Origin of the sequence: Bacillus sp. CCNWLW194 (assembly GCF_037120585.1) — a bacterium.
GTDB classification, from domain to species: domain Bacteria; phylum Bacillota; class Bacilli; order Bacillales; family Bacillaceae_G; genus Bacillus_A; species Bacillus_A basilensis.
In genome coordinates, this window is the sequence record NZ_JBBBBL010000004.1 from 150,357 (window position 1) to 172,654 (window position 22,298).

Genomic DNA, 22,298 nt, shown 5'->3' on the forward strand with positions numbered 1-22,298 from the left:
TTAGTAAAATACTAAGCCTTTTTATTGTTTATATTCGGATTTTATATCTCCAGTTCTAACTTTGAATGAAGAAACAACGGTTCTCTCTGATGTTTGATTATTCGTTAAGTCTCCAGGAATGAAATTACTTAATAAATCCCATTTTAAAGTAGTTTCTAATTTAATCGTGATTTCATTACCATAGTCTTTTAGTGGAACGTTTATACTATTTGTTAATCGTCTACCATCAATATACATACTCCAATCAGATTCTTTTAATCCAGAACGCTCTAAGGAATTTTTAACGTTTTGGTATAGTTCTTTTGAATGAATGTATTCACCTTTGAAATTTTCAGGCGTTCTTGTTTTTACACCACCTTGAGCTCCAACGACCCTTGAAACATAGGCATTTGTAGATGAAATGGAATTTATTTTACTTAATATAGCAGACAAGTCAATAAAAGCTCCAATTGCAATGATGAATAACATGGCACATATCGCAATTTCAATCGTAGCAACACCTTTTTTATTTTCTAAAAAAGTCTTGATTTTCTTTTTTAATTTCATAGCAAATCCTCCTCAAAATTCAATATATTTTATTATATATAGTCAATGAGAAGAATATGAAACATACATGTTTTATCATCAGACTTTCTTATTATTTCAATTCGTGCATATTTTTAATGACTATCATCTATAATGCACTGTAAAAAATAAAAGAAAGGGGATGTAGTAATGAGAAAACAAAAGAGACTGATAGATAAATTAATGGATATTCCAACTGATTTTTTGCTTACGTATAATGGTGAATATGGGCATCTACTTATAAATCCTGTTAAGGCTGAAATTGTAGACAATATTGATAGAAATAAAATTGAAGAGAAGGTAAAAGATGCGTATTTAGAAGAAAATAAAGAATCTATATTAGAGGGGATTGAGCTTTCATATCAAGAGCAAAAAGATGAGGGAATTCCCAGGCAAATGTATTTAAAACAATGTTTAAAAGCGTATACAACAAAATGGTATGAATATGATGATGTGTATATATATAAGAAGAATACCTTATACAAAAAAATATTAGAGGGGTTATGTGAAGGGACCGCTTTTAAAATTCAAGATGATAGAAATGGATTGCTTCTATTCTCGAATTCTTATTCTGCTCAACTACTATACAAAGGTAGTTATGTAGGTATGATAAAAATAAATGATGACGGAACAACACAAATTATAAATTAAAAGGAGCGTTACGTTTATCAGATGATGAGTCGTAACGCTCCTTGTGTTTATTTTTGCGAGAATAAGAACCTTTCCCTTTTTTAGTACGATGTTTTCCATTTCCTCGATTCACTTCATGTAAATGTTCATGGATATTTTCGATTTTAGACTTCCAATGTCCACCTTCAATTTTAATTGTCATTTTCTTCATATTTACCACCTCGTAATAATGTATTTGTTTCATTACCTATTATAACATGAAATAAGAAAGTAGTAAAATATTATTTACTATAATAAGTTATTTTATATATGTAAAAAACATTAAGAATATGAATAAAATTAATTTACATGTATATAATGATGTTATCGTGCGTGATGGCGAGTTATCCGAGGGAAAGGTTAGCTGTATAATCAATAAAAGAAGATACTTTTAAAGTGTCTTCTTTTTTATTATGGTAGGTACTTGATGTTTTAGATGTAGAAAAGAATGGTAAGGTTCTGAAAGAAAACGGAAACTTTATTTTGTAACATAGTAAAGGTCGAGAAAATAAATCTCGACTTTTTTTATATTTATGGAGGGAAATATCTATAATATATGGATTATAACAAAACAGGTATTTGATAAATTTATTTAATAGGGAGAGATTTTATTATGAAAAAGTATTATGTAACAATGACAGACACATATTTAGGTGGTTGGGGAGAATCAGAAGGAAAAGTTAATAAGGTGATTTTTGAATGTGATTCTTACGAAGAAGCTGAGGTTGTAGCTGATAATGCTAAGAATCGTGATGAAATGAAGTATGTAAACATTGTATCAAATAAACCATCATATAAAGAATCTAAATACTTTGTTCAGGTAAAAACAAAAGAAACACCTGGTGTATTACGTTCGTGGTATAAGCCAGGATTTTTTGCAGAACAAGTTGCTTAATTAAGTTAATCTAAATTCAGGTATTCATTTAATTAAAAAAGAGGAGTGTTTTATATGATGATTAATGCGATTAATTCATTATTAAGAAAAAAAGGTACGATGATTTGTAATAACGGTGTAATGGAATTTTGTTCAGCGGAAAAGCAAGCTTACTTAGAGAATGAAGAAGTAATTGCATCTGCAATAAAGAATTTCATCGAGAAATTTAATATTGATTTTTTAAATGAAGTGAATGTATATGAAGGTAGATTTTTTGCTATTCAAGTGCATCAACAAGTGTTAGGTGCTGTTACATATAAGAAGCAAAAAATAGAGAGAAATAGCATTCGTGTAGATGGCATGATTAATGTAAAAGGTATACAACAATCATTTACTCTATTTTACAATGTAAGTAGATTGTCAGATGATTACACAAGAATTAAAACAGTCGGTTTACAGAATAGAAAAGTTGAAGGAAGAAATCTTAAGCAATTACTAAAAGAGCAGAAATTAGTAATTAAAGCTTTGAATAAAGAAACAAGAAAAGCTTCAAATATTTAAAACGGAAACTCGCTTATAATAAGCGAGTTTTTGTTTTATTAATTATGAAATTATGGAGTTGAATTCTTAAACAAACTAAATTATATAAACATTATTTTCTGATAAGGAACTTAGTATTATATAAAATATAATTGAACAGGAGGTAGTGAAAATGAAGAAAATAGAATTGATTGAGATGCTACAGAATGATAATAGACCTATGGATGCAGAGGTTGAAGTATACCTTGACTGTATGAATAATGATACAGGAATATGGGCGAGAATTACTGGATTGACGTATGATAAAAAACTAAAATCTTTGCATTTTACAGGTGAATATGAAGAGTAAATGCTTAAAACACAAAGTTACTTTATCTAATAACTTTGTGTTTTTTATACTTAATAGTAGCTATACTTGTGTCGTGAGTCTCTCCATGGGATATCAAATGAATTCAGTTAATGTAAAAAACATCCTTATTATTTATTCCACTATTATATGTACATATCTTATAATCATCTTTTCTATAATCCCTCCTAATTTCATTATGTCATAGCACTTATCTATTATTAAAGGAAATTAAACCTTTATTCATAGCTCGAACCTATTAAGCTCAAAAAATATCAACTATTGATTATATTTTTTGTTTTATATGTATAGAATATAGCATCTAAAAAAGATAAATAAAACATTGAATATATTTAATGAAAAAGAGGAGCGATTTTAAAATGAAATTACGAGACTATGACGAATCACAATACGAGGAAGTAATTACGAAAGAGAAAATTAGAAGGACGAAACCTCATAAATCTGAAGCAGAACAAGTGAAGGGTCGAAAATTAAATAAACGTAGAAAAGTTGCTAAGACTGAATAGAGAGCTTGATTATATATCAAGCTTTTTTATTTTGCAGATAAGTGTAAGTGTTTATAGAATAATATATTTGTTTATAAGGTTCATATAATATATTAAATAATTTAATAGAAAGAGGTGTTTTATACTATGAATGAACAATTATTGACAAAAGAAGAATTCGCATTGAAAATCACTGATAAATCTAATATTAATGGAATTCATCGTTTAGGGAATACGTTGGTTATAGGCTCTAAAAACACAGGGAAAACCACGGAAATGCTACCATTAATGGCACAACAAGATATTAACAATAAAGAGTGTGGTGCTACTTTTATTGTGGGAAGGAAAGACATTTCTTGTATGTTGTACGGCATGGCCAAGAAAGCAAAGAGAAAAGTTGTATTCTTAAAACCGAGTATAGATGAAAAGGCAAGAAAAATTCTTGAATTTAAAAGTTATGAATATAACCGAGTAAAGGAAGAGGTTATTGACTATGAAGAGGTCATTAGTAAAAAGATGATAGTTATTATTGATATGGAATACGTAGTGAATGGGGATGACGGTATTAGGGCTACTGCAATGCTATTATCTCAATTGCAACTAAGTATGCAAGTGAATGAAGATGCCAAAGTATCGCCTCACTTTGTCTATATTGATGACTCTCAATACTATCTTCCATTTGTGGAATTATTACTCTCTTGTGGAGATGATTATTGTATTGGAAGTACACTCTTTATGCAAAGTAAAAAGCAAATGATTGATGAGCGGGGCGATTATGAGGCTATGTTAGAGCCTAATATTAATAACTTTGTGTTTATGAACTCTCTCATTTATGAGGATTCTATTTATTACCAAAAGCAACAAGTCTATTACAGTTATAAAGAATTTGTAGGAAGAGGACGAAATGAGATTATTTGTGAAACCAAAAATGAAAAAGGGGAACGTTCTGTTGTCTTAGGTATTTTGAATCTTGTAGAAGACGCAGAAGATTGTATGCGGATAGGATTGAATCATAAAAAGAAAATGATGAAAAAGATGCCTAAAATAGAAAGGGAACAGGGAGCAGAAAAAATAGTACAGTTACAGGAAAAACAAAAACCTATTCAAAAATCTATTGAAGCGATACATCAAAGGAAGAACAAAAAGAAACAGTTTTTACAAACTGATTTTGAATCAGATGAGGAGTATTAATCCTAATTTCATTGACTATAATCAAGCTTGTTTTCTGAAAAAAATTTGGTTAGACTATAGGTAGAGAATGAATCGACAGGGGAGAGATATGAATGAGTTTGAAAAGAAAAAGCGAATCGTTAAATGATTTAAAATCAGTTATTATGTTTTTTATAAAAGATGTAAAAACGGACTTATTCATCACAACAAAGGGTAAGAAGTTATATCGTGCAAATGCCTATGAGTGTAAATCTGAAGGTTTATTATGCCAAGTGGGGGATATAGACGGTGGTAAAACCGTTCTCGTAGAGTACCCAGATATTAAGAGGATAGAAGATAAAATTGAGGGAAGAGTGTATTATGAAGTAAATGAATAAATAAAAAAAGACAGAATGTATCTGTCTTTTTTTATTTATTAAATTTGTTTTGAAACTTTTCAACTTCCTCTTTTAAAGTAATGACTTGTGTAAAGTCCGTGAGGTCAAGCTTCAAGATGAATGAAGCAAGATTTTCTATTTGTGATAAAGGAATCTTCATATTATCAACACGAATCATAGATTCTTTTGAAAGCCCTGCCATTTCTAAAACCTTTTGAGGATTAAGTGAAAAGAATTCACAAAGTTGTTCTAAGACTGCGATAGAAGGGTTTTTTCTATCTCCATTCTCCAAACGATGTAAATATGATGCACTTACTCCGATTGCTTTCGCTACTTTTTCTAAAGATAATTTTTTCTTGTTTCTTTCTGATTTCAAAAACGCTCCTAATTCATTCTCCATTGTTTCTACTGTTTTTAATTTTAGTACCGTTGTCATTGTTTGTTCCTCCCCTATATATGCCATAACGACTGTATATTTCCATGATGTAAAAATAGTCCATTGTAAAAAAACTTTTAAATTTTATACCCATTAAGTATTCCTATTGTATGTTGTTTGTATATTATATTTATTAAATGTAAATGCGATAACAAAATATGAGCATAAAATAAAATCATATGAACATATCATTTTATTTTTATATAAAAAAAGCAACCCATTCTGACAATAGGTTACTCAATGTTTTTTATCACACGAAATAAAACTGTTTCGTTTCTCATTACGTGTGGTAAATCCTTATGATAGTGCCCGAAATACCAATGAGAAAAGTTTAAATTTTCATATATAGATTCTAAGTATTTATTTAAGCAATCTGGTTTTGGACGGAACCCATATAGTCTACATAGCATTTCTAATGTTTCTGTACGGCAAGTGTGTGTAAGTACATAGTCAACACTATAGTTGTGTTTTTCTAAATTAGAAATCCCTTCATCCATTTCTTCATAAGAAGGAAGTTCTTCCTCCCACCAATCAATTCCATTCATTCTTCTGTATTTATCTGTTGATGATGCACCGCCAAAAGTAAAAAACTTCTTGTTGTTTATAGTAAAAACTTGCCCACGCATGAGGTGAATAATATTGTCGCTTAAGAAGTGAACTTTCCCACCGTTCCATGTTTTCTCCTCATACTTATTTAGCAACGTGAAATTTTCATGATTGCCATCTATAAATAAAGTTGTAAATGGTTTTGCAACCAATTGCTGAAATAAATTTTTTTCCTTTTCTGAGTTATTCCATGGGAATCCAAAATCCCCCACAACGACAACATAATCATTTGTTGTTAAGTAGTCTATATCTAATATCCTTTGTATATCTAAAATACCATGTATATCTCCAGTTATTTGAATTCTTGACATTTTAATCTCCTCCATGATATTATCATAAAGTCTTTATAAACTATAGTCAATGAAATTTATAGAAAAGGATGAGTGATTATGACTTCTTTAATTGGTTGGTTAACACCTAACGCTACATTAGTTCCATGTGAATATGGAGGTCATCAGTATTTTGCAAGAGAGGTTTTAGATGAGCAACACTGGAAAGAAGATAAGTATAAAAAAATGGGTGAATTAAGAGAGTTTCATATGCCTGACGATGAATACTTGAAACGATTCAAGAACTACATTCCTATTTCGAGAGGTTTTGTAGGATTTCTTATTGATGAGAATCATACTTATCAAATTACACAAGCTCAAATCAAATGGTTCAAAGAGAATTATGACGATTTGGATGAAAGACAAAAAGAAGATGTTGATATTCTTTTCGAAGATAAGGAACTGTGGCCGTCATGGAACTAAAAAAAATTAAGAGATTAAAAAATATAATCTATACCTTATTTGCGGTCATTGCAATTTTTTCATTCTATAAAATTCATGCGATGAACAAATCAATTGAAAAAGCAAATCATCCTACGGGTAGTGAATTTACGGTTGTGCATAAAGACATTACAAAAGATGATGCAAATTATGCGGTGCTTGTTGATGAATTTTTAACACCAGAGAATTTGAAATCAGTTGCAGAGAATATCGTTAAAGATGAAAATAAGGATAAAAAAATTATCATTAGAATGTATTCAGATAAAGATTTAATCAAAAAAGAGAAAGTTACTGCAACAGTAACATATACAAAAAAAGATGGTTATCAAATTACTGATTATGATGAAGGTGAGGATAAGTGAAATGCAGGATTTGTAATGTAGATGAATCTGAATACCTATCGGAACTGTGTAAGCAATGTAGTTATTTATTGCGTATGGGATATACGGAAGAAGAAGTGAAAAGAGTTAGAGATGGTACATACAAGGTGATGGACTATGAATATTTTGTATCGTATTCATATACAAATGGTTGTTTTCGTGGCATTGATAATGACCACATTAATATATTTGAACACCCATCTGAAAAGGGTATGTTATGGATAAAAGAAGTTCAAACAAGAATTAAAAATAAGTATAAGTATGATGAAGTAAAGATTATTAACTTTCAAAGATTTGTAGATTACAAATAGGAGTGAATAAATTATGGATGCAATTATACAAGAAAAATCATTGAACATGATTGAGTTTATTGAATATCAAGCAGAAATACAACGAAAATACATCCAGAAAGAAATAAGTGCTGAAGATGCTATGGATTTGACTGGTAAGATGTTTACTCGTTTGCATTTAAATTTGGAAGAGATTAACTCTCGAAATTAGATATGGAGGGAATTATTATGTTTAAAAAAATTCATGAATATGAAGGTGGAAATATTGTTTTAGAGGATGAGGAGTTTGGTACGGATGAAGTGACTTTGAAGTGGGATGGGTGTATTGATTACAGCATTGGTTTTAATGGTGTTAAACCCCGTGAGGATAAAGCAGGAGAAGATACAATGTCTATTCATATTTGCGATATTGATGAAATGATTAACAAACTCCAAGCGTTAAAAGAGTATGGAAGAAAACACTTCAATAATGAGTATTGGCAGTAATTCAATAAAATTAAGCAATAAGAGTTCTATCCAAATAAGGAGGGAATGTATATGAAAACAAAATATGACTTAACCTTGATGGAAGCACTTGAAAGGTGTCTTAATAGAGAGGGTTTTATGCGTGGTGATGGATTCAAGAGTGGAGTATATGTGAAGTTGCATAATGGTATGCTCGTTACAGTAGATGCTAATAAAATGCACAGTTATATAGATACTTTTATTGTATCAACAACGCTACAAAGCCAGAGGTTTAAAATCTTTCCTGTCGCAAATGCAAAAGCATTAGAAATGTAGAATATAAAGTGTATTTAGTAAGGAAGTAGGTGTATGTTATGAAAGCATTTCATGTTCAAGGTAGTGATGGTGAAAATCAAGAGATAGTGTTTGCTGAGACCGTTGGTAAAGCGAAAGTGAAGAGTGAAGCGTATAGATGGTGCGATTATACGGAAATTAGAGCGAGTAGGATAATAGAGTTTGATAAATATGCTGACTTGGGATATGTGCCAAAAAATGAATTGTTAAAAAACGGTTGGTGGTTTACATGTCAAAAATGCTCAATTACATGTACTGAGGAAAACGCAGTTGTAGTAGAAGAAAAGGTTTATTGTAAGAAATGCAACTTAGTACAAGAATCAGTTTCATAGAATCCAAAATATGTTAACGAAAGAGGGATATAATGGGTATCACAATTCATAGTTCTATTGCAAGGTCATCAAGATTAAAATGTGGAGACTGTAAAGACCGTATTCAAAAGGGAGACCATGTTCTTTTTTACTTAGACAGTGGTAAGTTTCATAATGTACTTTGTACAAAATGTGACCATGGGAAATCAGAATTATCAGCTTTAGAGGAAAATGAGATTCTTGTAAGTAGTCTTGGGCTTGGGCAATATTAAATGTGTATTTTAAAAGTAGAGGGAGTGGATAAATGTGATTTTGTTTAGGGGAAAACCAATTGAAGATTATGGTGATACAAAATGGTTTTATGGCAATGCCATAATGAATTATGAAGATAACTTAGCTTATATTGAATCGCCAGGACAAGGTTTTGTTCCAGTAGAATGGGAATCAGTTGGTCAATATATTGGGCTGAAAGATACAAGTGATGAGAAAAAAATGGTGTTTGCAGGTGACGTTGTTGTTGGAAAGCGTCAATCTCATTGGCATGGTGGGTATGACAATGTAAAAGGAGTAGTCTGTTTTTCGGACACTAACTTTGGGTTTGAGGTAAATGGAGTTGGTGGGGGAGACCTTCATTCTATTGAATCAATTGAAGTAATTGGGAATATATATGATAACAAAGACTTATTAGATAATGAATATAACAAATAAAAATAAAAGAAATGGAGAGGGTTTATATGAGTAAGAATATTAAATGTCCGACATGTAAAGAAGAATCAACTATGCATTTATGGGATGAAAAAACAAAACAATTTTACGGTCAAAATGCTTTATCTATCACATTAGCAAGTAAAGTAGGTTGGAGTGAACACATTTGTCCAAAGTGTACATCAAAAGCATATAACAACGAGGTTATTTAAAAAGAGGTTCCTGAAAAAATCAGGTAACCTCTTTTTTATGTTTTTATTATAGATATGAATATCCTTTGTGAGAAACTTGTCGGTCATTTACGTCGCATTCCCAACGAGTATTAAATAAATCTTTATTTGGTACAGTGAAAAATCCTAAATGCCATAACGAAATGAAACTAACATAAAATTGTTTCTTTTTTGAAGTATTGTCAACAAATGAAATAATATCTTCTGCTTCTGTTAATTTCCATTTCTGGAAGCACTCTAAGTATTCAATGATGAATCTGTCTTTTATATTGACCTTACTGATAAAAACATCGGAAATTTCTTTGTCTTTTTTAAATTGCTCCCAATAATTATTTATTCTGTTCATTAATTTTTCCAGTTCTTCGTGTCTATAATGTGATTCTGTTTTAAAATGATACTCACCTGTTTTTAGAATTATCTTTGCGTACATATTGAAACATCTCCTCTAATTAAATTGATAAAATCAATACCTGTTTTTTATAAATTCTATATATTATAGATAAAAATATTTTCTTTACTACTCCAAAATTTCACGTACCGTATTTATAAATAATAAATCAAAACAAAAATAAAAAAGGATAAACAACATTTGTGTAAATAGCAAGAAAAAAGACCTAAAAAAGGTCTCTTATAACAATATTTTTTCAAGAATTTCTTCTTTCGATAAACCATTTTCAATTTGTAAATCAAATGCTTTTTTTAGTAAAATGCTGAATTCTTTACCAGGTTTTAATCCTGCATCAATTAAATCTTTTCCTGAAACAAGAGGGGAGATAGTAGATTGTTCTCCAACTGTTTGCAGTTTTTCTATTTTTTGATGGAACCATTCTTTTACTTCTGTGTAATCTTTCTTTTCTTCAGAAATACCTCTACCTTTATGGTCTGCTTCTCCGAACAACACAATGTCTTCGATGTTAGTAGCAACCATTAATTTTCGAACAGCCTTGTCTGAACCAAATGCAATTGAGTTTGGTCTCATATGATTTTCTACCATATTTAAAACTTTTTTAATCAATCGTTTGTCATTAGTAATTCTCTTCAAAAATTGCTTCGCAACAGGTACACCTTCTTCAGCATGTCCACGAGCTGTTATTTGTCCATCTTCCTGAATAACAGTTGTAATAGGTTTTCCCATATCATGGGTAGGTCCCAACAACATAAATGCAAGAGGATTTGAAGATAGATGCTTTAAGCTTGCTAATTCATCAATTACCATCATTGTATGTGTCCATACATCACCTTCAGGGTGGAAGGTAGGATTTTGAGGGCATCCAATTAATGCATCTAATTCAGGAAACAACTTTTTAACGATAAGCATGTCTCTCATATATAAAAAGAAAATGGAAGGTTTTTCGCTTTTCATTAATGCTTTTAAAAACTCTTCAAAAATTCTTTCTCGTGGAAGAGAAAATCGAAATCCCTTACATAAATCAATTGTTTCTTCTGCAATTGTGAAGTTGAACCTTGAAGCGAATTGACAAGCTCGAAATGCTCTTAATTCATCTTCAATAAATGTATTTTCATCAATGTGACGAATGATGCCTAACTGAATGTCAGAGACACCATTAAAGTGGTCGATTACTTCCTCAGTTAACACATCTACCATAATAGCATTCATTCTGAAATCTCTACGTTTAGAGGCTGTTAGCGTGTCCAAAAATGGGTCTACAACAACATCAAATCCTGTATGGCCATCATCTGTCTTTACCTCTTTACGAGGCATAGAGAAGTCGATATCCACTCCGTAGATTTTTAAAATTCCGAAGAAAGCACCGAACTCATCAACATATCCAAACTGAGATAAGATAGTGCGTAACGTTTCAGGTGTAATACCATAAATTTCAACATCAATATCTTTACTTTCCTTATTCATGAACATATCTCGAACATAACCACCAACATAAAATGTTCGACCTCCATGATTTTTAATCTCTTGAGCAACTTGCAATAAAATTTGCTTTGTTTCGTTTGTATTCATTATAAAAACACTCCTTGTATAATAGATTCCTTATGAAATACCTGTTCTTTCAAATCTACTTATTATAAGCAGTAGAACAGAAATATATATTTTTAATATAAAGATTTGCATATAATTCTTTAAAAAGTGAGGTGAGAATCATGGATATTGATGTTACAGTTAAAAAAAATTTAATTGTCGGGTTGTATGTAGAAGTTCAAACATCCACAGGTGAGATAGAACGTGGATACATAAAAGAAATTCTATCTCAATCCAATAATAAAAAAGGAATTAGAGTTAGGTTATTAAATGAAATAGAAGGTAGAGTACAATATGTATTTTCGAAGCATGAAATTAAAGCTGAAAACTTCAAGTTTTATAACCTATTCTTTTTTGAACCATGTATCTATTCCTTATGGGATAAAAGAACCAGAACATATGTGACAATTAACAGAAAAAACTCAGTCTATAAAAACTATGAAAACCTCGCATTCTTATTTACCACAAAAGAGAAAGCGAAAAAATTAATTACAGGAACAGAATTAGATACCCCAGATATTCAAATCAAAACTATCAATAGAAAGAAACCCATTGTTGAAGTTTTCAAAGATAAAGGGATTGATAAATTTACAATTGATGGTGAAAGAAAATTATCTTTCGAAAAAATGAAAGAATGGGAGAAATATTTCCGAGAACAATAGTTCATGTAGCACTCTTTTTGTAAAGGGTGCTATTTTTCTGTAAAAATATCAATTGTCAGAAAAATTACAATAACAATACAAACTGTTAAGAGTCGTTTACATAACGATAATTGCGTTGTTTTTAGTCAATAAAATTTATATCATAAACTATAGTAAATGACAATAATTTAAATTGCATATATAAAAATTAAAAGGAGATGATAGTTTATGAGAAAGAAAAGTAAAAAGGTTATTGCTTTAGCAACGTTAGCTACTGCATTATCATTTAATACATTACAGGTATTTGCGAATCCTGAGATTGAAGAAGCAGAAACGAAAGTTCAAAAAATGGATAATGAGATTATCGAATCCATGACAAAGCTTGATAAGTTAACAAAAGACATTGAAAAGTCGGGGAAAAAAGTAGAAAAAGCACAAGAAGATATAGCGAAAACACAGGAAAGCTTTGAACGTACAAAAGGAATTTCTAAGAATAGATTAAGTGTAATTCAAGAAAAGAATGCTCCTAAATTCAGTTATATTAATGCTCTTGTTTCTTCTGAAGGAATTACAGACTTTATTAGCAAAGTATCTGCCATCAATACGATTGTAGAAGCTGATACAGATATAATGGGTTCTCTAAAAGAAAAAGAGACTGATTTAAAGGAGAAAAAAGAAGTTTTAGATAAAGAGACTGTTAAATTAAAAGAGAGTAAAGAGCAAGTAGAGACGGAAAAACAAAAGCTCGAAGAAAACAAAGCACAGGTAGTAGTGGAAATTCAAAAGCTGAAAGCGGAAGAAGAGGAACGTGCTCGTCAAGCTGAGATTGAAAGACAAAAAGCTGAAGAAGCAGAACGAAATCGCCAAGCTCAGTTAGAAGCTCAAAAACAAGTCGAATCAAGTGCTCAAAATCAATCACAAGAGCAAAATCAATTCCGTATTACAGTACAACCGCCAGTGATTGCAGGAATTCAAGGGAGTCGTAATGCTACTGCACAAGCTCCAACATCGAATACAGATGGTGTAAAAGCTCCAGTATCTGTATCCGTTCCAACAGCTCCTGTATCTACAGATAAAGCTCAAAATGTGATTGCTGAAGCGAAAAAATTCCTTGGTCTTCCATATGTATGGGGAGGAACAACACCTTCTGGATTTGACTGCTCTGGATACATGCAATATATCTTTAAAAATGTTGCAGGAGTGAAATTACCAAGGGTTGCGAGAGAACAACAAAATGCAGGTGTACAAATTCCTGTAAGTGAAGTTCAACCAGGGGATTTAATTTTCTGGGGCAAACCTGCACATCACGTAGCAATGTACATTGGTAATGGTCAATACATTCACGCTCCACAAACAGGAGATGTAATTAAAATCTCTAAAATGAATCCAAGTGGAGTAACAAGTGCAACACGAGTGTTAAATTAATACAGATACATAAGCTCTCAAGAAACGTTTCTTGGGAGTTTCTGTTTGATAAAAGAAAGGGATGCTTCCAATGAACAAACCAAAGAAAGTTGAAGAACAAGATAAAGAATTTATTAGAAAATTAGCAGACTTACATAACTTAGTTGCTATTGGCGAAATAGAAGATTCAAAGTTTGATGCGTATGTTATGGGAAACAAAGAACATTTTTCTCATCCGATTTGTTTAGCTATCATAATGGAGCGTATAAAAATATCAACTACTTATTTTGATGGACATTACAAACTATGTGAAATCGCATATGGATTCATACGAGAATACTCAGAATGGGTTTACTCGAAACTTCCAATTACTACAACAATCAAATTAGCGGTCTTTGAAGAAACTTTTGAGAAATACAAACTCTCATCAAATGAATAAGCAGGTAGATAGTGGGCGAATGATATCATTTCGTCCTTTTTGCTTATATTCGACCAAATTGATTTATAAAACCTGCTACTAAAATCTAATATAAGGTATATCAAATAAAGGGGGTTATTCCATTGAAAAATCCAATGTTGAAAGATAAAGAGAAATTTCAGCAATCATCAATCAATGAAGAACATATGACAGTAGGAGGAACAGTAGCAAAAACATTTATCTATTTAATTCTGTTATTAGGAGCGAGTTTATACTCGTTTATGCAAATACAGAATGGTACCATGGGGATGAAAACATCTGTAGGGCTAATCATTGGTATTTTAATTGCCAGTTTTGTTATTTCATTGATAACAGCATCAGTTCCTAAAATAGCATGGTTAACAGCTCCTATTTATGCAACCTTAGAAGGGGTTTTAATCGGTTTTATCTCTACGATGATAGAACATAAATACCCAGGTATTGTTTTACAAGCTGTATTAGCAACTATTGCAGTTGTGATGGCTATGCTATTCTTATACACAACTCGAATCATTAAAGTAAATGAAAAGTTTTTAAACGTAGTAAAGATTGCAACGTTATCTGTTTTGATTATCTATTTAGTAGATATTGCTCTTATGTTATGTGGTGTACCAATTCCATTCCTGCATGATAGCAGTCCATTAAGTATCGGTATCAGCTTACTAATTATCGGAATTGCATCTTTAAATCTTCTTGCAGATTTCTTCTTCATTGAAGAAGGTGTAAATGCAAAAGCTCCAAAATATATGGAGTCATACTTCGGATTTGCTTTATTGGTTTCAATTGTATGGTTATACCTTGAAATACTGAAATTCTTAGAAAAGATTAGAAAATAAGCTATCAACATTGATAGCTTATTTTTATTGTTTATGTGTATTTGAAATAGACGTAAATAAGGATAGTTTTTGATAGATATTCTTCATGTCTTTTGTGGTTAATACGGGAGATGAATCCTTTATGAGATTTTGAATTGTTTTTTCTATATCATCTACTTGTATTACCTTTGCTTTTGTACTGGATGACAATTTAACTTTTACTGTTAACGTTTCTTTCCCAAAAACAATAAGAGGGGTTAATCCTTCATAAGGAAGAGATAAGTATTGCGACAAGAATCGAGTGCATTGCTTGTTTTTTTGAAGAGGGTTTGGAAATTGACATTTGTTTTTTGCTGTAATCCATTGAACCCATTCTTTACTCTTGTCAGAGCCGTATACTTTCCCTTTTAAGGTTTGACATTCGATTGGGTATACACCACTGGAATGTATAAGAACGATGTCAATGTCATTTGTTTGCCCATCTTGATAAGGGATATGTACATTTGCTAATAACATACTATCAGGAAAAGACTTTTCTAACCTTCTAAAAATTCTCCACTCTGCTAATATGTTTTTATCTTGATTTATATTTTTGTAATGAAATCCTGTTATGTCTTTGTAGGTAGAATCATGATAATTCCATCTATTGATTAGTAAGTATAGTGTTACGGTTACAAATAAAAACGTCAGTACAAAAGAGCCAATAAAAAGAAATAATTCCATACGGCATCCTCCTTTCGGGAAAAGATATAGTTATTATAGATGATTTATAATATAAATATATGCTGAAATCAACCGTATTTTTATTGACAATAGTCAATAAAAGATTTATGATAAATAGCAACAAATGAAAGGGTGGTGTTTAGATGTATACAAATCAAATGCACAAAGAATTAGCCTATTTAAGAGGATATTTAAAAGGTAAAAATTTCAACTACGCTATTGTTTCATTGAACTTAGCAGAAAAAATGCATGAAGGACAAACGAGAAAAAGTGGAGAGCCTTACATTAGCCACCCTGTTCGCATAGCGAATGCAATTATTTCTTTAGGCATTCACGATGAAGAAGTCATTTCAGGAGCTTTGCTACACGATATTTTAGAGGATACAGAAGTTACCGTAGATATGTTATTGAATGTATATTACTTACCTAAAAAAATTGTAGATATTATCATTCGATTAACAAAAACTACAATAGTAATGCAAGAAGAAATCCCAGAAATGACAACAGATGTGTATTATGAACAAATGAGAGTATGTTTTAAAACTTGTCTAATTAAAATTGCTGATAGATGTCACAACGTAAGTACGATGTATTTCTTCGAAAAAGCGAAAATTCAACGATATATTAAAGAAACAGAAGAGTATGCATTACCACTTTGTAGCTACGTAAGTGATATGTGTCCGAAATACGCAGATGCCATCTATACGATGAAGTATCAAATTGAAAGCATTTTAGAGACGATAAAAACACTTGTTTTTGAATGTAAAACGGAAGTTGTCGAAAATTAATACAAAAAAGAAATCCTTGTATAAAAACAAGGATTTTTTTATTGACTATAGTAAATGAAAAGTGTATGATTAGTTTATACCTTAAGAGGTAAAACAAGACGAGAAAACAACAGGTAATGGAAATGCGTTCAATTTGGTTGAACTATATCCTACACCTATACAAAACCAAAAAGTGAGGTGTTACTTTGCAACTTGACTTATTCGAAAATGAAATGGAACCCGATAAATTCCGTTATACAAATGCAATTTGGAATGAGTTAAGATTAAATACTTCTTGGAGTATTGGCTCTGTAGCATCTCTTATAGAAAAAGGTACTTTTCGAACAAAAGAAGAATGGAAAGAATTTTATTTTCATTCTGGAAATCAACGTTTAGAAAAATTAAAACAAATGAATTTAAGCGAGGATTTAAAAAGAAAGGTTATCTTAATTCGACCTGACGGTGATATTCCATATGCCGTAAAGCAATTGAATTATGAGTATGGAAGAACCAGAGGGAGTTTAGCCTTTAAGGGAGATGTTCTTTATAACGAAATCGTTAAAAGAGGGAATCCTTACGGGTTAACGAAGAGAGAATGCCAATATGCAGTGTTTTATCGAGTGATTGCTGAAAGTTGGAATGGCGTTGTCGTTAGAGAACGTAATACAATGGATGCACTGCAAACGGAGTTAAAGAAACAAGGTGTTATTGTATCTTGTAAAAAAACATCGGGTCGTATTGATTACAAATACGAAGTAGATTATGAGTTATTTAAAAATGATACATTATTATGTGGTATCCAAGTGAAACCACCAAGCTATTTACAAGACACTCCTTATTTACGAGAAACAAAAGAAGTAAATGAATATAAGAATAAAAAATACAAGCAAGATTATAAAGTAGATGTTTTTTATGTATATTCGAAAACAAATGGAGAAATTGTAAATGATGAAGTCATAGAAGAAATTATTTCGTACATTTCGAAAATAGTATTTAACTGATTACGAAAACAAAATAATTTGTTTGTTATTGAAAGAAAATACTCGGTTCCATAAAAGGAATGAAATAATCGTTACATTTATATAATAAAAAATACTGAATCAAATTCAAATGATTCGTTGAATACAAATAACATTATGAGGTGATTAGAAATGGAAAATAAAAATACAATTGTTTTATCAGCGGAGATGGATATGGAGATTGAAGAAGTGAAAGCTTCTATGAAAGGAAAATCGACTGGCATTCCTCAAGTGGATGTATTAGTTGTAATGGCCGCTTTAGTAAGTCAGAAAAAACCACATACCACTGCCTGGTTAAACGAATCAAGTTATAATTTCAAAATTTTAATGGAAGCGTTAGTGAATGGGTATGAAGTAGAAGAATTCACTGATGAATTTACTGATGAACCTATTGAAGAAGAGACAAAAATGGAAAAGGGTAAAGTAACGATTGAGATTGATTTTACTGGTGAAGGTGTTCAGATTCAATTCAACGGAAACCCGAATGATTATCAAAAGGCAATTCAAACGGTAGTTAAAAATGAGGAAATCCTTAAAATTATTGCACATCAAGTTGTAGAGGAATTTGGAGTAGAAGAAGCTATGGAAAATGTTTGTTGCATGAGTGGTGGTTCTTGTCCGTTCGGCGGGGAACGATTCTTCGCAAACTTGTTAGGTTTGCCGAAATTACCTAAAGAATTGAAAGAGACGGAAGAATACCAAGAATTCATGGAGGAAATGAAAGAAGTTCATGAAATCTTCAAGCTGTTTGGTCATCCTTTTGGTGAAATTGGTTTTGTAGATGCAGTTCCACAAGGTGTATTTGAAGGGATGATTCCATTTCTACATAAGATGTCTGATTCGTTTACTACACATGCGAATCCAGAAGATATTTTCTCTACTATCGAGCGTCTTGCTCAAACCTTTACGGGAAGTCAAATGGCTCCAGATGAAGATATCGAATTGGAACATGGAGATGTGATGGTACTTGAAATCAATGGTTATCAAGAAGATGTTCGATTTTTCGTTTTGAAAAATCAACAAACTGGTTACATTCAATTGATGTCAACAAAACCGAACCTTCCATTCCGTATCCCTAATACATTTACAGATTCGGATAAACTGTTTGCATTTTTAAATAATCATCCTAAAATTAAAGATTGGGATATTATTGGGAATGTAAATGATACAGAACCACAAATAGCATAAAATCATACATACAATAGTAAAAAGCCTCTTATTACAAGGGGCTTTTTTATTTAGGCATAAAACACATGGGTAGGTGATTATAATAGACAGTTACATTTTTAGTAGGTGAGGTGTTGTGTATGAAGAAAATATTGAGAGTAATAGTCAATATAATACTTTTAGTTGTGGTAATTGTTGTAGTGGCAGGTACGTGTGTTAGGCAAGTAAATCAAACAGAAAACAATCAGAAGGTAGAAATATTGGAAGAAGCAATTGATAAGCATCAGGTCTCAGATGAAGTAAAAGAAGATGTAAAGGATATATTAGATACGTTTAAAAAAGAAGAGTACCTGTTAAGTGATAATTCAATAGGTATTTTAGAAGTTCCTAAGTTGAATTATAAAGCTTCTATTGGAGAAGGTACGGACTTTGATAAGGTGGACCAAGAGATTGGGCATATAAAGGATACTGCATTACCTGGGCAAAAGGGGGATGTTTTATTAGAAGGGTCTACGCATTTAAAATTCAAGAAATCCATTTTAGAACTAAGCTCATTAGAGAAAGAGGATAGTTTCATCATTAAGACGCTAAATGGTGAGTTTCGTTACGTGGTTCTAAACAAAAGGGTTGTTCCCAAAAAACAAGTTATTATGAAGGGTGAAGAAAACATGGATGAATCTATGCTAACGATTTTGATAAAGGGTTATCCAGAAGAATATCTGGTGATTCAAGCAAAGTTGTTATAAGAAGAGATTGAGAAGGAAAATAGTTATGTTTTTATAGGTATGTAATTATAATGACAATGTGATTTGATATGAATTGAAGAAGGAAGAGGTGTGTGTCATGTTATTTAAAACAAAGAGAGGAATCCTATTAACAAGCTTTATGGTGTTTCTAACGGTTTCTATAGGACTATCGACAATAGGTATTCCATTAGGGGATATCATGTCTCAACAACAAGAATTTATCGGTGGTAGTTTGGCGTTTCTCGTGATGGGATTCATGTTTACCTATTTTTTAGGAAAGCTATTTATTGATATTAAATATGTGATGGAAAAAGATTATCTGCTCGTGCAAGGAGGTATTTTTCGTTCTTATATTGCATATGAAGATATTCAAAAAGTAACAAAAGCGACAAATATTATTATGGGCTATAGAATCGTAGGTTCATCAGATGCTATTGAGATTTTTTACAAGTTAGCACCGTTTGGCAGTATAAAGATTTCTCCTAAAGAGCAAGAGAAGTTTGTAAAAGAATTAAAAAAGAGATGTCCAAACATAGTTGTGGATATGGATATTAAATAAAGTGTTACAAGCATCAAATTATGATGCGTAACGCTTTTTTTGTTTTGTCCTGCATTATTTCTTTCATCTAAAAAGAATATAATAAACATATTGATATAAAAGAGGTATTTTAGGGAATTCATTCAAGAAGAATCAATTATTAGTAGAAAAGGGAGAGATTAGATTATGTATTATGAAACAGAAGATGGAGTAATTTTTGTGAATAATGGATATGTAAACCTCAACGGTAATCCTGTAAAGAAAACGAAAAGAGAGTATCCGTATAGCTATGACCCGTATGTAGTGTGGAAAAAAGATTATGTTGAAGCAAAAAGCCATACAGTTTACTCAGATAGGCTTTTACAGTGGGATTACAAGAAGTTCGAAGAGTGTTGTATGGATGTTTGGGGAAATCATAGACAAGGATTTAATGGAAGGGAACCAGAAGATATTGAGAAATTCCTAAGTAAATACTTTGGTGAAAAAGTGAAGTTAACTGTAATTATGGAATGCTGTAATGTCTCAAGTGGATATCCAATTTGGGTATTTTACTATGAGAAATTGAATACTAATCTATAAATAGGTAAAAGGAGCATGATAATTCATACTCCTTTTTTGCTATGTATTTACTTAATATAGTTATAAAAAAGAGAGATAAACTCTCTCTTTTAACTTGCAATTCGTACATCAGAATATACACTGATAATAGCATCCAATTCTTCTTCTGATAGTGTCTCTTTTTCAATTAAGGCTTCTGCAATGGCATCTAATAGATGTCGATTGTCTGTAAGAAGTTGAACAGTCTCATCGTAAAGTTGGCTTGATAACTTCGTTGCACGTTCTAAGATAGAGCTTTCATCAGCCTTTAACACAGTAAGATTTAACATACCAATTGATTCATCCATACCATAGGAAGAAATCATTTCTTTAATTTTCTTAGTAGCTTGCAGGATATCCTGATGAGCACCTGTTGTTACTTTTTGGTTGTCATTAAATAGTAAATATTCAGCTACTCGACCACCATATGCTCGTTTGATTTCATTCTTCAACTCTTCAATCGTATGTAGTCCTGATTTAGAAGGGCTGTAGAATGTTACGCCTCCTGCACCAGAAGTGGAAGAAATAATCGTCACTTTAGGAACTGAGATATCTGTTATTAACTTCGCAACAAGGGCGTGACCCGCTTCATGATAAGCTACTAATCGAATTTCCTCTTTGCTTCGTGGCATATCCTCATTTGGATGACCTTTCATGATGACCTTAAATAAAGCTTTATCAATACAATTCATATCAATCGCATCTTTTCCATCTTGGATAGAAATAAGAACAGCTTCATTTAATAGAGATTTGATATCTGCACCACTAAATCCAATTGTTTGTTTTGCTAAGTTACTAAAGGAAACATCTTCTGCAAAGACTTTTCCCTCTGCATGAATATGAATGATTTCTTCACGCTCTTGAGGATTTTGAGGTAATGGAATCATCACATGCTTGTCAAATCGTCCTGCTCGAATAAGAGCTTCGTCTAATGATTCAATACGATTTGTTGTTGCGATGACTAATACACCACTTGAAGAAGAGTATCCATCCATTTCAGAAAGAAGGGCGTTAATTGTTTGGATTCTTTCAGAGTTTTCATCACCTTCACGACTACCCCCAACTGCATCTAACTCATCAATGAATACGATACATGGAGCATGTTTCTTTGCATTTGCAAATAAATCACGTACACGGGAAGCACCAACACCTACATATTTCTCAAGAAAATCGGAACCCGAAATGCTGAAAAATGGTACATTTGCTTCACCTGCTAATGCTTTTGCAATCAAAGTCTTACCTGTTCCTGGTGGACCATATAAAAGGACACCCTTTGGCATTACTGCACCTTGGTTCGAAAACTTTTTGGAGTTTTTTAAGAAATCAACAAGTAATGTTAAATCTTTTTTAATCCCTTTGTTTCCTGCGACATTTTTCAAAGAAATCTTCTTATCTATAATAGCAGGTTCTGATGTTTTCTTAGATGAACCACTTGCTAATTGTTTTAATAAAGCAAAAGCAATAAAGGCAGTTAGACCCACTGAAAGAATTGTAGCACTTAACTTACCTAAATCAACTGGAGTATGTTCTTCTACATGAAGACCAGTCTCAAGTAAGTCTTTCTTAAATGTTTCATGGCGAGGATTATCTGTTTTGAATTCCTTATTTGCTTTATCTGTTAATACGATAGAGCCAGTTCCTTTTATTATCGTAACTTCTTTTACTTGCTTTTCTTTTAGCATTTTCGTAAAGGTAGTATACGATATTTCTTTAGGCTGTTCCGTAAAATGTGGGTAAATAAACGGACCTACAATAATTAAGAAACATGTAAGAAATAATAAGAAATTACGCCATTTCTTATTAGGTTTTTTAAACTTAAATTTTTTCATAAAACCCTCCTGCTGTATATTCAATTG

At 31.5% G+C, this 22,298-nt stretch carries 35 protein-coding genes; 27 read left to right on the forward strand and 8 right to left on the reverse strand.

Annotation, left to right across the window (positions count from 1 at the left end):
- Positions 1–21: 21 nt before the first annotated feature.
- Positions 22–546, reverse strand: coding sequence for a TadE/TadG family type IV pilus assembly protein (locus V7S50_RS10055; RefSeq protein WP_336376118.1), 525 nt, complete (start codon positions 544–546; stop codon positions 22–24).
- A gap of 168 nt (positions 547–714) precedes the next feature.
- Here V7S50_RS10055 and V7S50_RS10060 point away from each other — a divergent pair, with 168 nt between their 5' ends.
- Positions 715–1,215 carry a hypothetical protein gene (locus V7S50_RS10060; protein ID WP_001231276.1) on the forward strand — a complete coding sequence of 167 codons (501 nt, stop codon included), beginning with the start codon at positions 715–717 and terminating at the stop codon, positions 1,213–1,215.
- Here V7S50_RS10060 and V7S50_RS10065 read toward each other — a convergent pair.
- Positions 1,205–1,405 (reverse strand): hypothetical protein, encoded by a 201-nt coding sequence (locus V7S50_RS10065; RefSeq protein WP_242248535.1) that lies wholly within the window; start codon positions 1,403–1,405, stop codon positions 1,205–1,207. The genes V7S50_RS10060 and V7S50_RS10065 overlap by 11 nt on opposite strands.
- 441 nt (positions 1,406–1,846) lie before the next feature.
- On the opposite strand from V7S50_RS10065, the gene V7S50_RS10070 reads away from it, so the two are divergent.
- From V7S50_RS10070 to V7S50_RS10095, 6 genes are all read left to right on the forward strand, one after another.
- On the forward strand, positions 1,847–2,128 hold the full coding sequence (locus V7S50_RS10070) for a hypothetical protein (RefSeq protein WP_098368883.1): 282 nt from the start codon (positions 1,847–1,849) through the stop codon (positions 2,126–2,128).
- A gap of 54 nt (positions 2,129–2,182) precedes the next feature.
- Entirely contained in the window at positions 2,183–2,668 is a 486-nt protein-coding gene (locus V7S50_RS10075) for a hypothetical protein (RefSeq protein ID WP_336376117.1), read from the forward strand.
- A gap of 151 nt (positions 2,669–2,819) precedes the next feature.
- Positions 2,820–2,996 (forward strand): hypothetical protein, encoded by a 177-nt coding sequence (locus V7S50_RS10080; RefSeq protein ID WP_154698619.1) that lies wholly within the window; start codon positions 2,820–2,822, stop codon positions 2,994–2,996.
- Positions 2,997–3,373: 377 nt separating this feature from the next.
- Positions 3,374–3,520 (forward strand): hypothetical protein, encoded by a 147-nt coding sequence (locus tag V7S50_RS10085; protein WP_000776546.1) that lies wholly within the window; start codon positions 3,374–3,376, stop codon positions 3,518–3,520.
- A 126-nt stretch (positions 3,521–3,646) separates the two neighbouring features.
- Entirely contained in the window at positions 3,647–4,690 is a 1,044-nt protein-coding gene (locus tag V7S50_RS10090) for a hypothetical protein (RefSeq protein ID WP_336376116.1), read from the forward strand.
- A gap of 92 nt (positions 4,691–4,782) precedes the next feature.
- Complete coding sequence (locus V7S50_RS10095; RefSeq protein ID WP_098368880.1) at positions 4,783–5,046, forward strand: hypothetical protein; 264 nt, start codon at positions 4,783–4,785, stop codon at positions 5,044–5,046.
- A 31-nt stretch (positions 5,047–5,077) separates the two neighbouring features.
- On the opposite strand, the gene V7S50_RS10100 is transcribed toward V7S50_RS10095, so the two are convergent.
- On the reverse strand, positions 5,078–5,482 hold the full coding sequence (locus tag V7S50_RS10100) for a helix-turn-helix domain-containing protein (RefSeq protein WP_336376115.1): 405 nt from the start codon (positions 5,480–5,482) through the stop codon (positions 5,078–5,080).
- A 233-nt stretch (positions 5,483–5,715) separates the two neighbouring features.
- Positions 5,716–6,399 carry a metallophosphoesterase gene (locus V7S50_RS10105; RefSeq protein WP_336376114.1) on the reverse strand — a complete coding sequence of 228 codons (684 nt, stop codon included), beginning with the start codon at positions 6,397–6,399 and terminating at the stop codon, positions 5,716–5,718.
- Between the two features lie 78 nt (positions 6,400–6,477).
- On the opposite strand from V7S50_RS10105, the gene V7S50_RS10110 reads away from it, so the two are divergent.
- From V7S50_RS10110 to V7S50_RS10155, 10 genes are read left to right on the forward strand one after another with little or no spacing between them, the layout of a single operon-like run.
- The gene (locus tag V7S50_RS10110) at positions 6,478–6,840 is read left to right on the forward strand and encodes a hypothetical protein (protein ID WP_000202388.1); all 363 of its coding nucleotides are present in this window, start codon (positions 6,478–6,480) and stop codon (positions 6,838–6,840) included.
- Entirely contained in the window at positions 6,831–7,220 is a 390-nt protein-coding gene (locus tag V7S50_RS10115) for a hypothetical protein (protein WP_256941767.1), read from the forward strand. Before V7S50_RS10110 ends, V7S50_RS10115 begins: the two co-directional genes overlap by 10 nt.
- Positions 7,217–7,549, forward strand: a complete 333-nt coding sequence (locus tag V7S50_RS10120) for a hypothetical protein (RefSeq protein ID WP_336376113.1) — start codon at positions 7,217–7,219, stop codon at positions 7,547–7,549. The genes V7S50_RS10115 and V7S50_RS10120 overlap by 4 nt, the downstream gene beginning before the upstream one ends.
- A gap of 13 nt (positions 7,550–7,562) precedes the next feature.
- A complete protein-coding gene (locus tag V7S50_RS10125) occupies positions 7,563–7,739 on the forward strand; it encodes a hypothetical protein (RefSeq protein WP_336376112.1) in 177 nt (58 codons plus the stop codon).
- Between the two features lie 17 nt (positions 7,740–7,756).
- Positions 7,757–8,014, forward strand: a complete 258-nt coding sequence (locus tag V7S50_RS10130) for a hypothetical protein (RefSeq protein WP_336376111.1) — start codon at positions 7,757–7,759, stop codon at positions 8,012–8,014.
- Positions 8,015–8,065: 51 nt separating this feature from the next.
- The gene (locus V7S50_RS10135) at positions 8,066–8,308 is read left to right on the forward strand and encodes a hypothetical protein (protein ID WP_336376110.1); all 243 of its coding nucleotides are present in this window, start codon (positions 8,066–8,068) and stop codon (positions 8,306–8,308) included.
- Positions 8,309–8,346: 38 nt separating this feature from the next.
- The gene (locus V7S50_RS10140) at positions 8,347–8,658 is read left to right on the forward strand and encodes a hypothetical protein (RefSeq protein WP_000642906.1); all 312 of its coding nucleotides are present in this window, start codon (positions 8,347–8,349) and stop codon (positions 8,656–8,658) included.
- Between the two features lie 32 nt (positions 8,659–8,690).
- Positions 8,691–8,909 (forward strand): hypothetical protein, encoded by a 219-nt coding sequence (locus V7S50_RS10145; RefSeq protein WP_336376109.1) that lies wholly within the window; start codon positions 8,691–8,693, stop codon positions 8,907–8,909.
- Positions 8,910–8,943: 34 nt separating this feature from the next.
- On the forward strand, positions 8,944–9,345 hold the full coding sequence (locus V7S50_RS10150) for a YopX family protein (protein WP_336376108.1): 402 nt from the start codon (positions 8,944–8,946) through the stop codon (positions 9,343–9,345).
- 26 nt (positions 9,346–9,371) lie between these two features.
- Positions 9,372–9,554 carry a hypothetical protein gene (locus V7S50_RS10155; protein WP_242248583.1) on the forward strand — a complete coding sequence of 61 codons (183 nt, stop codon included), beginning with the start codon at positions 9,372–9,374 and terminating at the stop codon, positions 9,552–9,554.
- Positions 9,555–9,600: 46 nt separating this feature from the next.
- On the opposite strand, the gene V7S50_RS10160 is transcribed toward V7S50_RS10155, so the two are convergent.
- On the reverse strand, positions 9,601–10,002 hold the full coding sequence (locus tag V7S50_RS10160; RefSeq protein WP_336376107.1) for a hypothetical protein: 402 nt from the start codon (positions 10,000–10,002) through the stop codon (positions 9,601–9,603).
- Between the two features lie 198 nt (positions 10,003–10,200).
- Positions 10,201–11,550 (reverse strand): CCA tRNA nucleotidyltransferase, encoded by a 1,350-nt coding sequence (locus V7S50_RS10165; RefSeq protein ID WP_336376106.1) that lies wholly within the window; start codon positions 11,548–11,550, stop codon positions 10,201–10,203.
- A 140-nt stretch (positions 11,551–11,690) separates the two neighbouring features.
- Here V7S50_RS10165 and V7S50_RS10170 point away from each other — a divergent pair, with 140 nt between their 5' ends.
- From V7S50_RS10170 to V7S50_RS10185, 4 genes are all read left to right on the forward strand, one after another.
- Positions 11,691–12,230, forward strand: a complete 540-nt coding sequence (locus tag V7S50_RS10170) for a DUF2196 domain-containing protein (protein ID WP_333728811.1) — start codon at positions 11,691–11,693, stop codon at positions 12,228–12,230.
- Between the two features lie 207 nt (positions 12,231–12,437).
- Positions 12,438–13,634: a C40 family peptidase gene (locus V7S50_RS10175; protein ID WP_336376105.1), complete on the forward strand. Its 1,197-nt coding sequence runs from the start codon at positions 12,438–12,440 to the stop codon at positions 13,632–13,634.
- 70 nt (positions 13,635–13,704) lie between these two features.
- Positions 13,705–14,052, forward strand: a complete 348-nt coding sequence (locus V7S50_RS10180; RefSeq protein ID WP_253703167.1) for a hypothetical protein — start codon at positions 13,705–13,707, stop codon at positions 14,050–14,052.
- Positions 14,053–14,174: 122 nt separating this feature from the next.
- Positions 14,175–14,906, forward strand: coding sequence for a Bax inhibitor-1/YccA family protein (locus V7S50_RS10185; RefSeq protein WP_253703165.1), 732 nt, complete (start codon positions 14,175–14,177; stop codon positions 14,904–14,906).
- Between the two features lie 24 nt (positions 14,907–14,930).
- On the opposite strand, the gene V7S50_RS10190 is transcribed toward V7S50_RS10185, so the two are convergent.
- On the reverse strand, positions 14,931–15,608 hold the full coding sequence (locus tag V7S50_RS10190) for a nuclease-related domain-containing protein (RefSeq protein WP_336376104.1): 678 nt from the start codon (positions 15,606–15,608) through the stop codon (positions 14,931–14,933).
- Between the two features lie 143 nt (positions 15,609–15,751).
- On the opposite strand from V7S50_RS10190, the gene V7S50_RS10195 reads away from it, so the two are divergent.
- The 6 genes from V7S50_RS10195 to V7S50_RS10220 all read left to right on the forward strand — a co-directional run bounded on the left by V7S50_RS10195 (position 15,752) and on the right by V7S50_RS10220 (position 20,424).
- Positions 15,752–16,396 (forward strand): HD domain-containing protein, encoded by a 645-nt coding sequence (locus V7S50_RS10195; protein WP_319790717.1) that lies wholly within the window; start codon positions 15,752–15,754, stop codon positions 16,394–16,396.
- Positions 16,397–16,581: 185 nt separating this feature from the next.
- Positions 16,582–17,376, forward strand: a complete 795-nt coding sequence (locus tag V7S50_RS10200) for a hypothetical protein (protein ID WP_336376103.1) — start codon at positions 16,582–16,584, stop codon at positions 17,374–17,376.
- 150 nt (positions 17,377–17,526) lie between these two features.
- Positions 17,527–18,582, forward strand: a complete 1,056-nt coding sequence (locus V7S50_RS10205) for a hypothetical protein (RefSeq protein WP_336376102.1) — start codon at positions 17,527–17,529, stop codon at positions 18,580–18,582.
- A 119-nt stretch (positions 18,583–18,701) separates the two neighbouring features.
- A complete protein-coding gene (locus V7S50_RS10210) occupies positions 18,702–19,307 on the forward strand; it encodes a sortase (protein WP_336376101.1) in 606 nt (201 codons plus the stop codon).
- Positions 19,308–19,404: 97 nt separating this feature from the next.
- Positions 19,405–19,866, forward strand: coding sequence for a PH domain-containing protein (locus tag V7S50_RS10215; protein WP_283747676.1), 462 nt, complete (start codon positions 19,405–19,407; stop codon positions 19,864–19,866).
- 165 nt (positions 19,867–20,031) lie between these two features.
- Positions 20,032–20,424 (forward strand): hypothetical protein, encoded by a 393-nt coding sequence (locus V7S50_RS10220; protein WP_336376100.1) that lies wholly within the window; start codon positions 20,032–20,034, stop codon positions 20,422–20,424.
- Between the two features lie 89 nt (positions 20,425–20,513).
- Here the strand turns inward: V7S50_RS10220 and V7S50_RS10225 are convergent, their stop codons facing one another.
- Positions 20,514–22,271, reverse strand: coding sequence for an ATP-dependent metallopeptidase FtsH/Yme1/Tma family protein (locus tag V7S50_RS10225; RefSeq protein ID WP_336376099.1), 1,758 nt, complete (start codon positions 22,269–22,271; stop codon positions 20,514–20,516).
- Positions 22,272–22,298 lie beyond the last annotated feature (27 nt).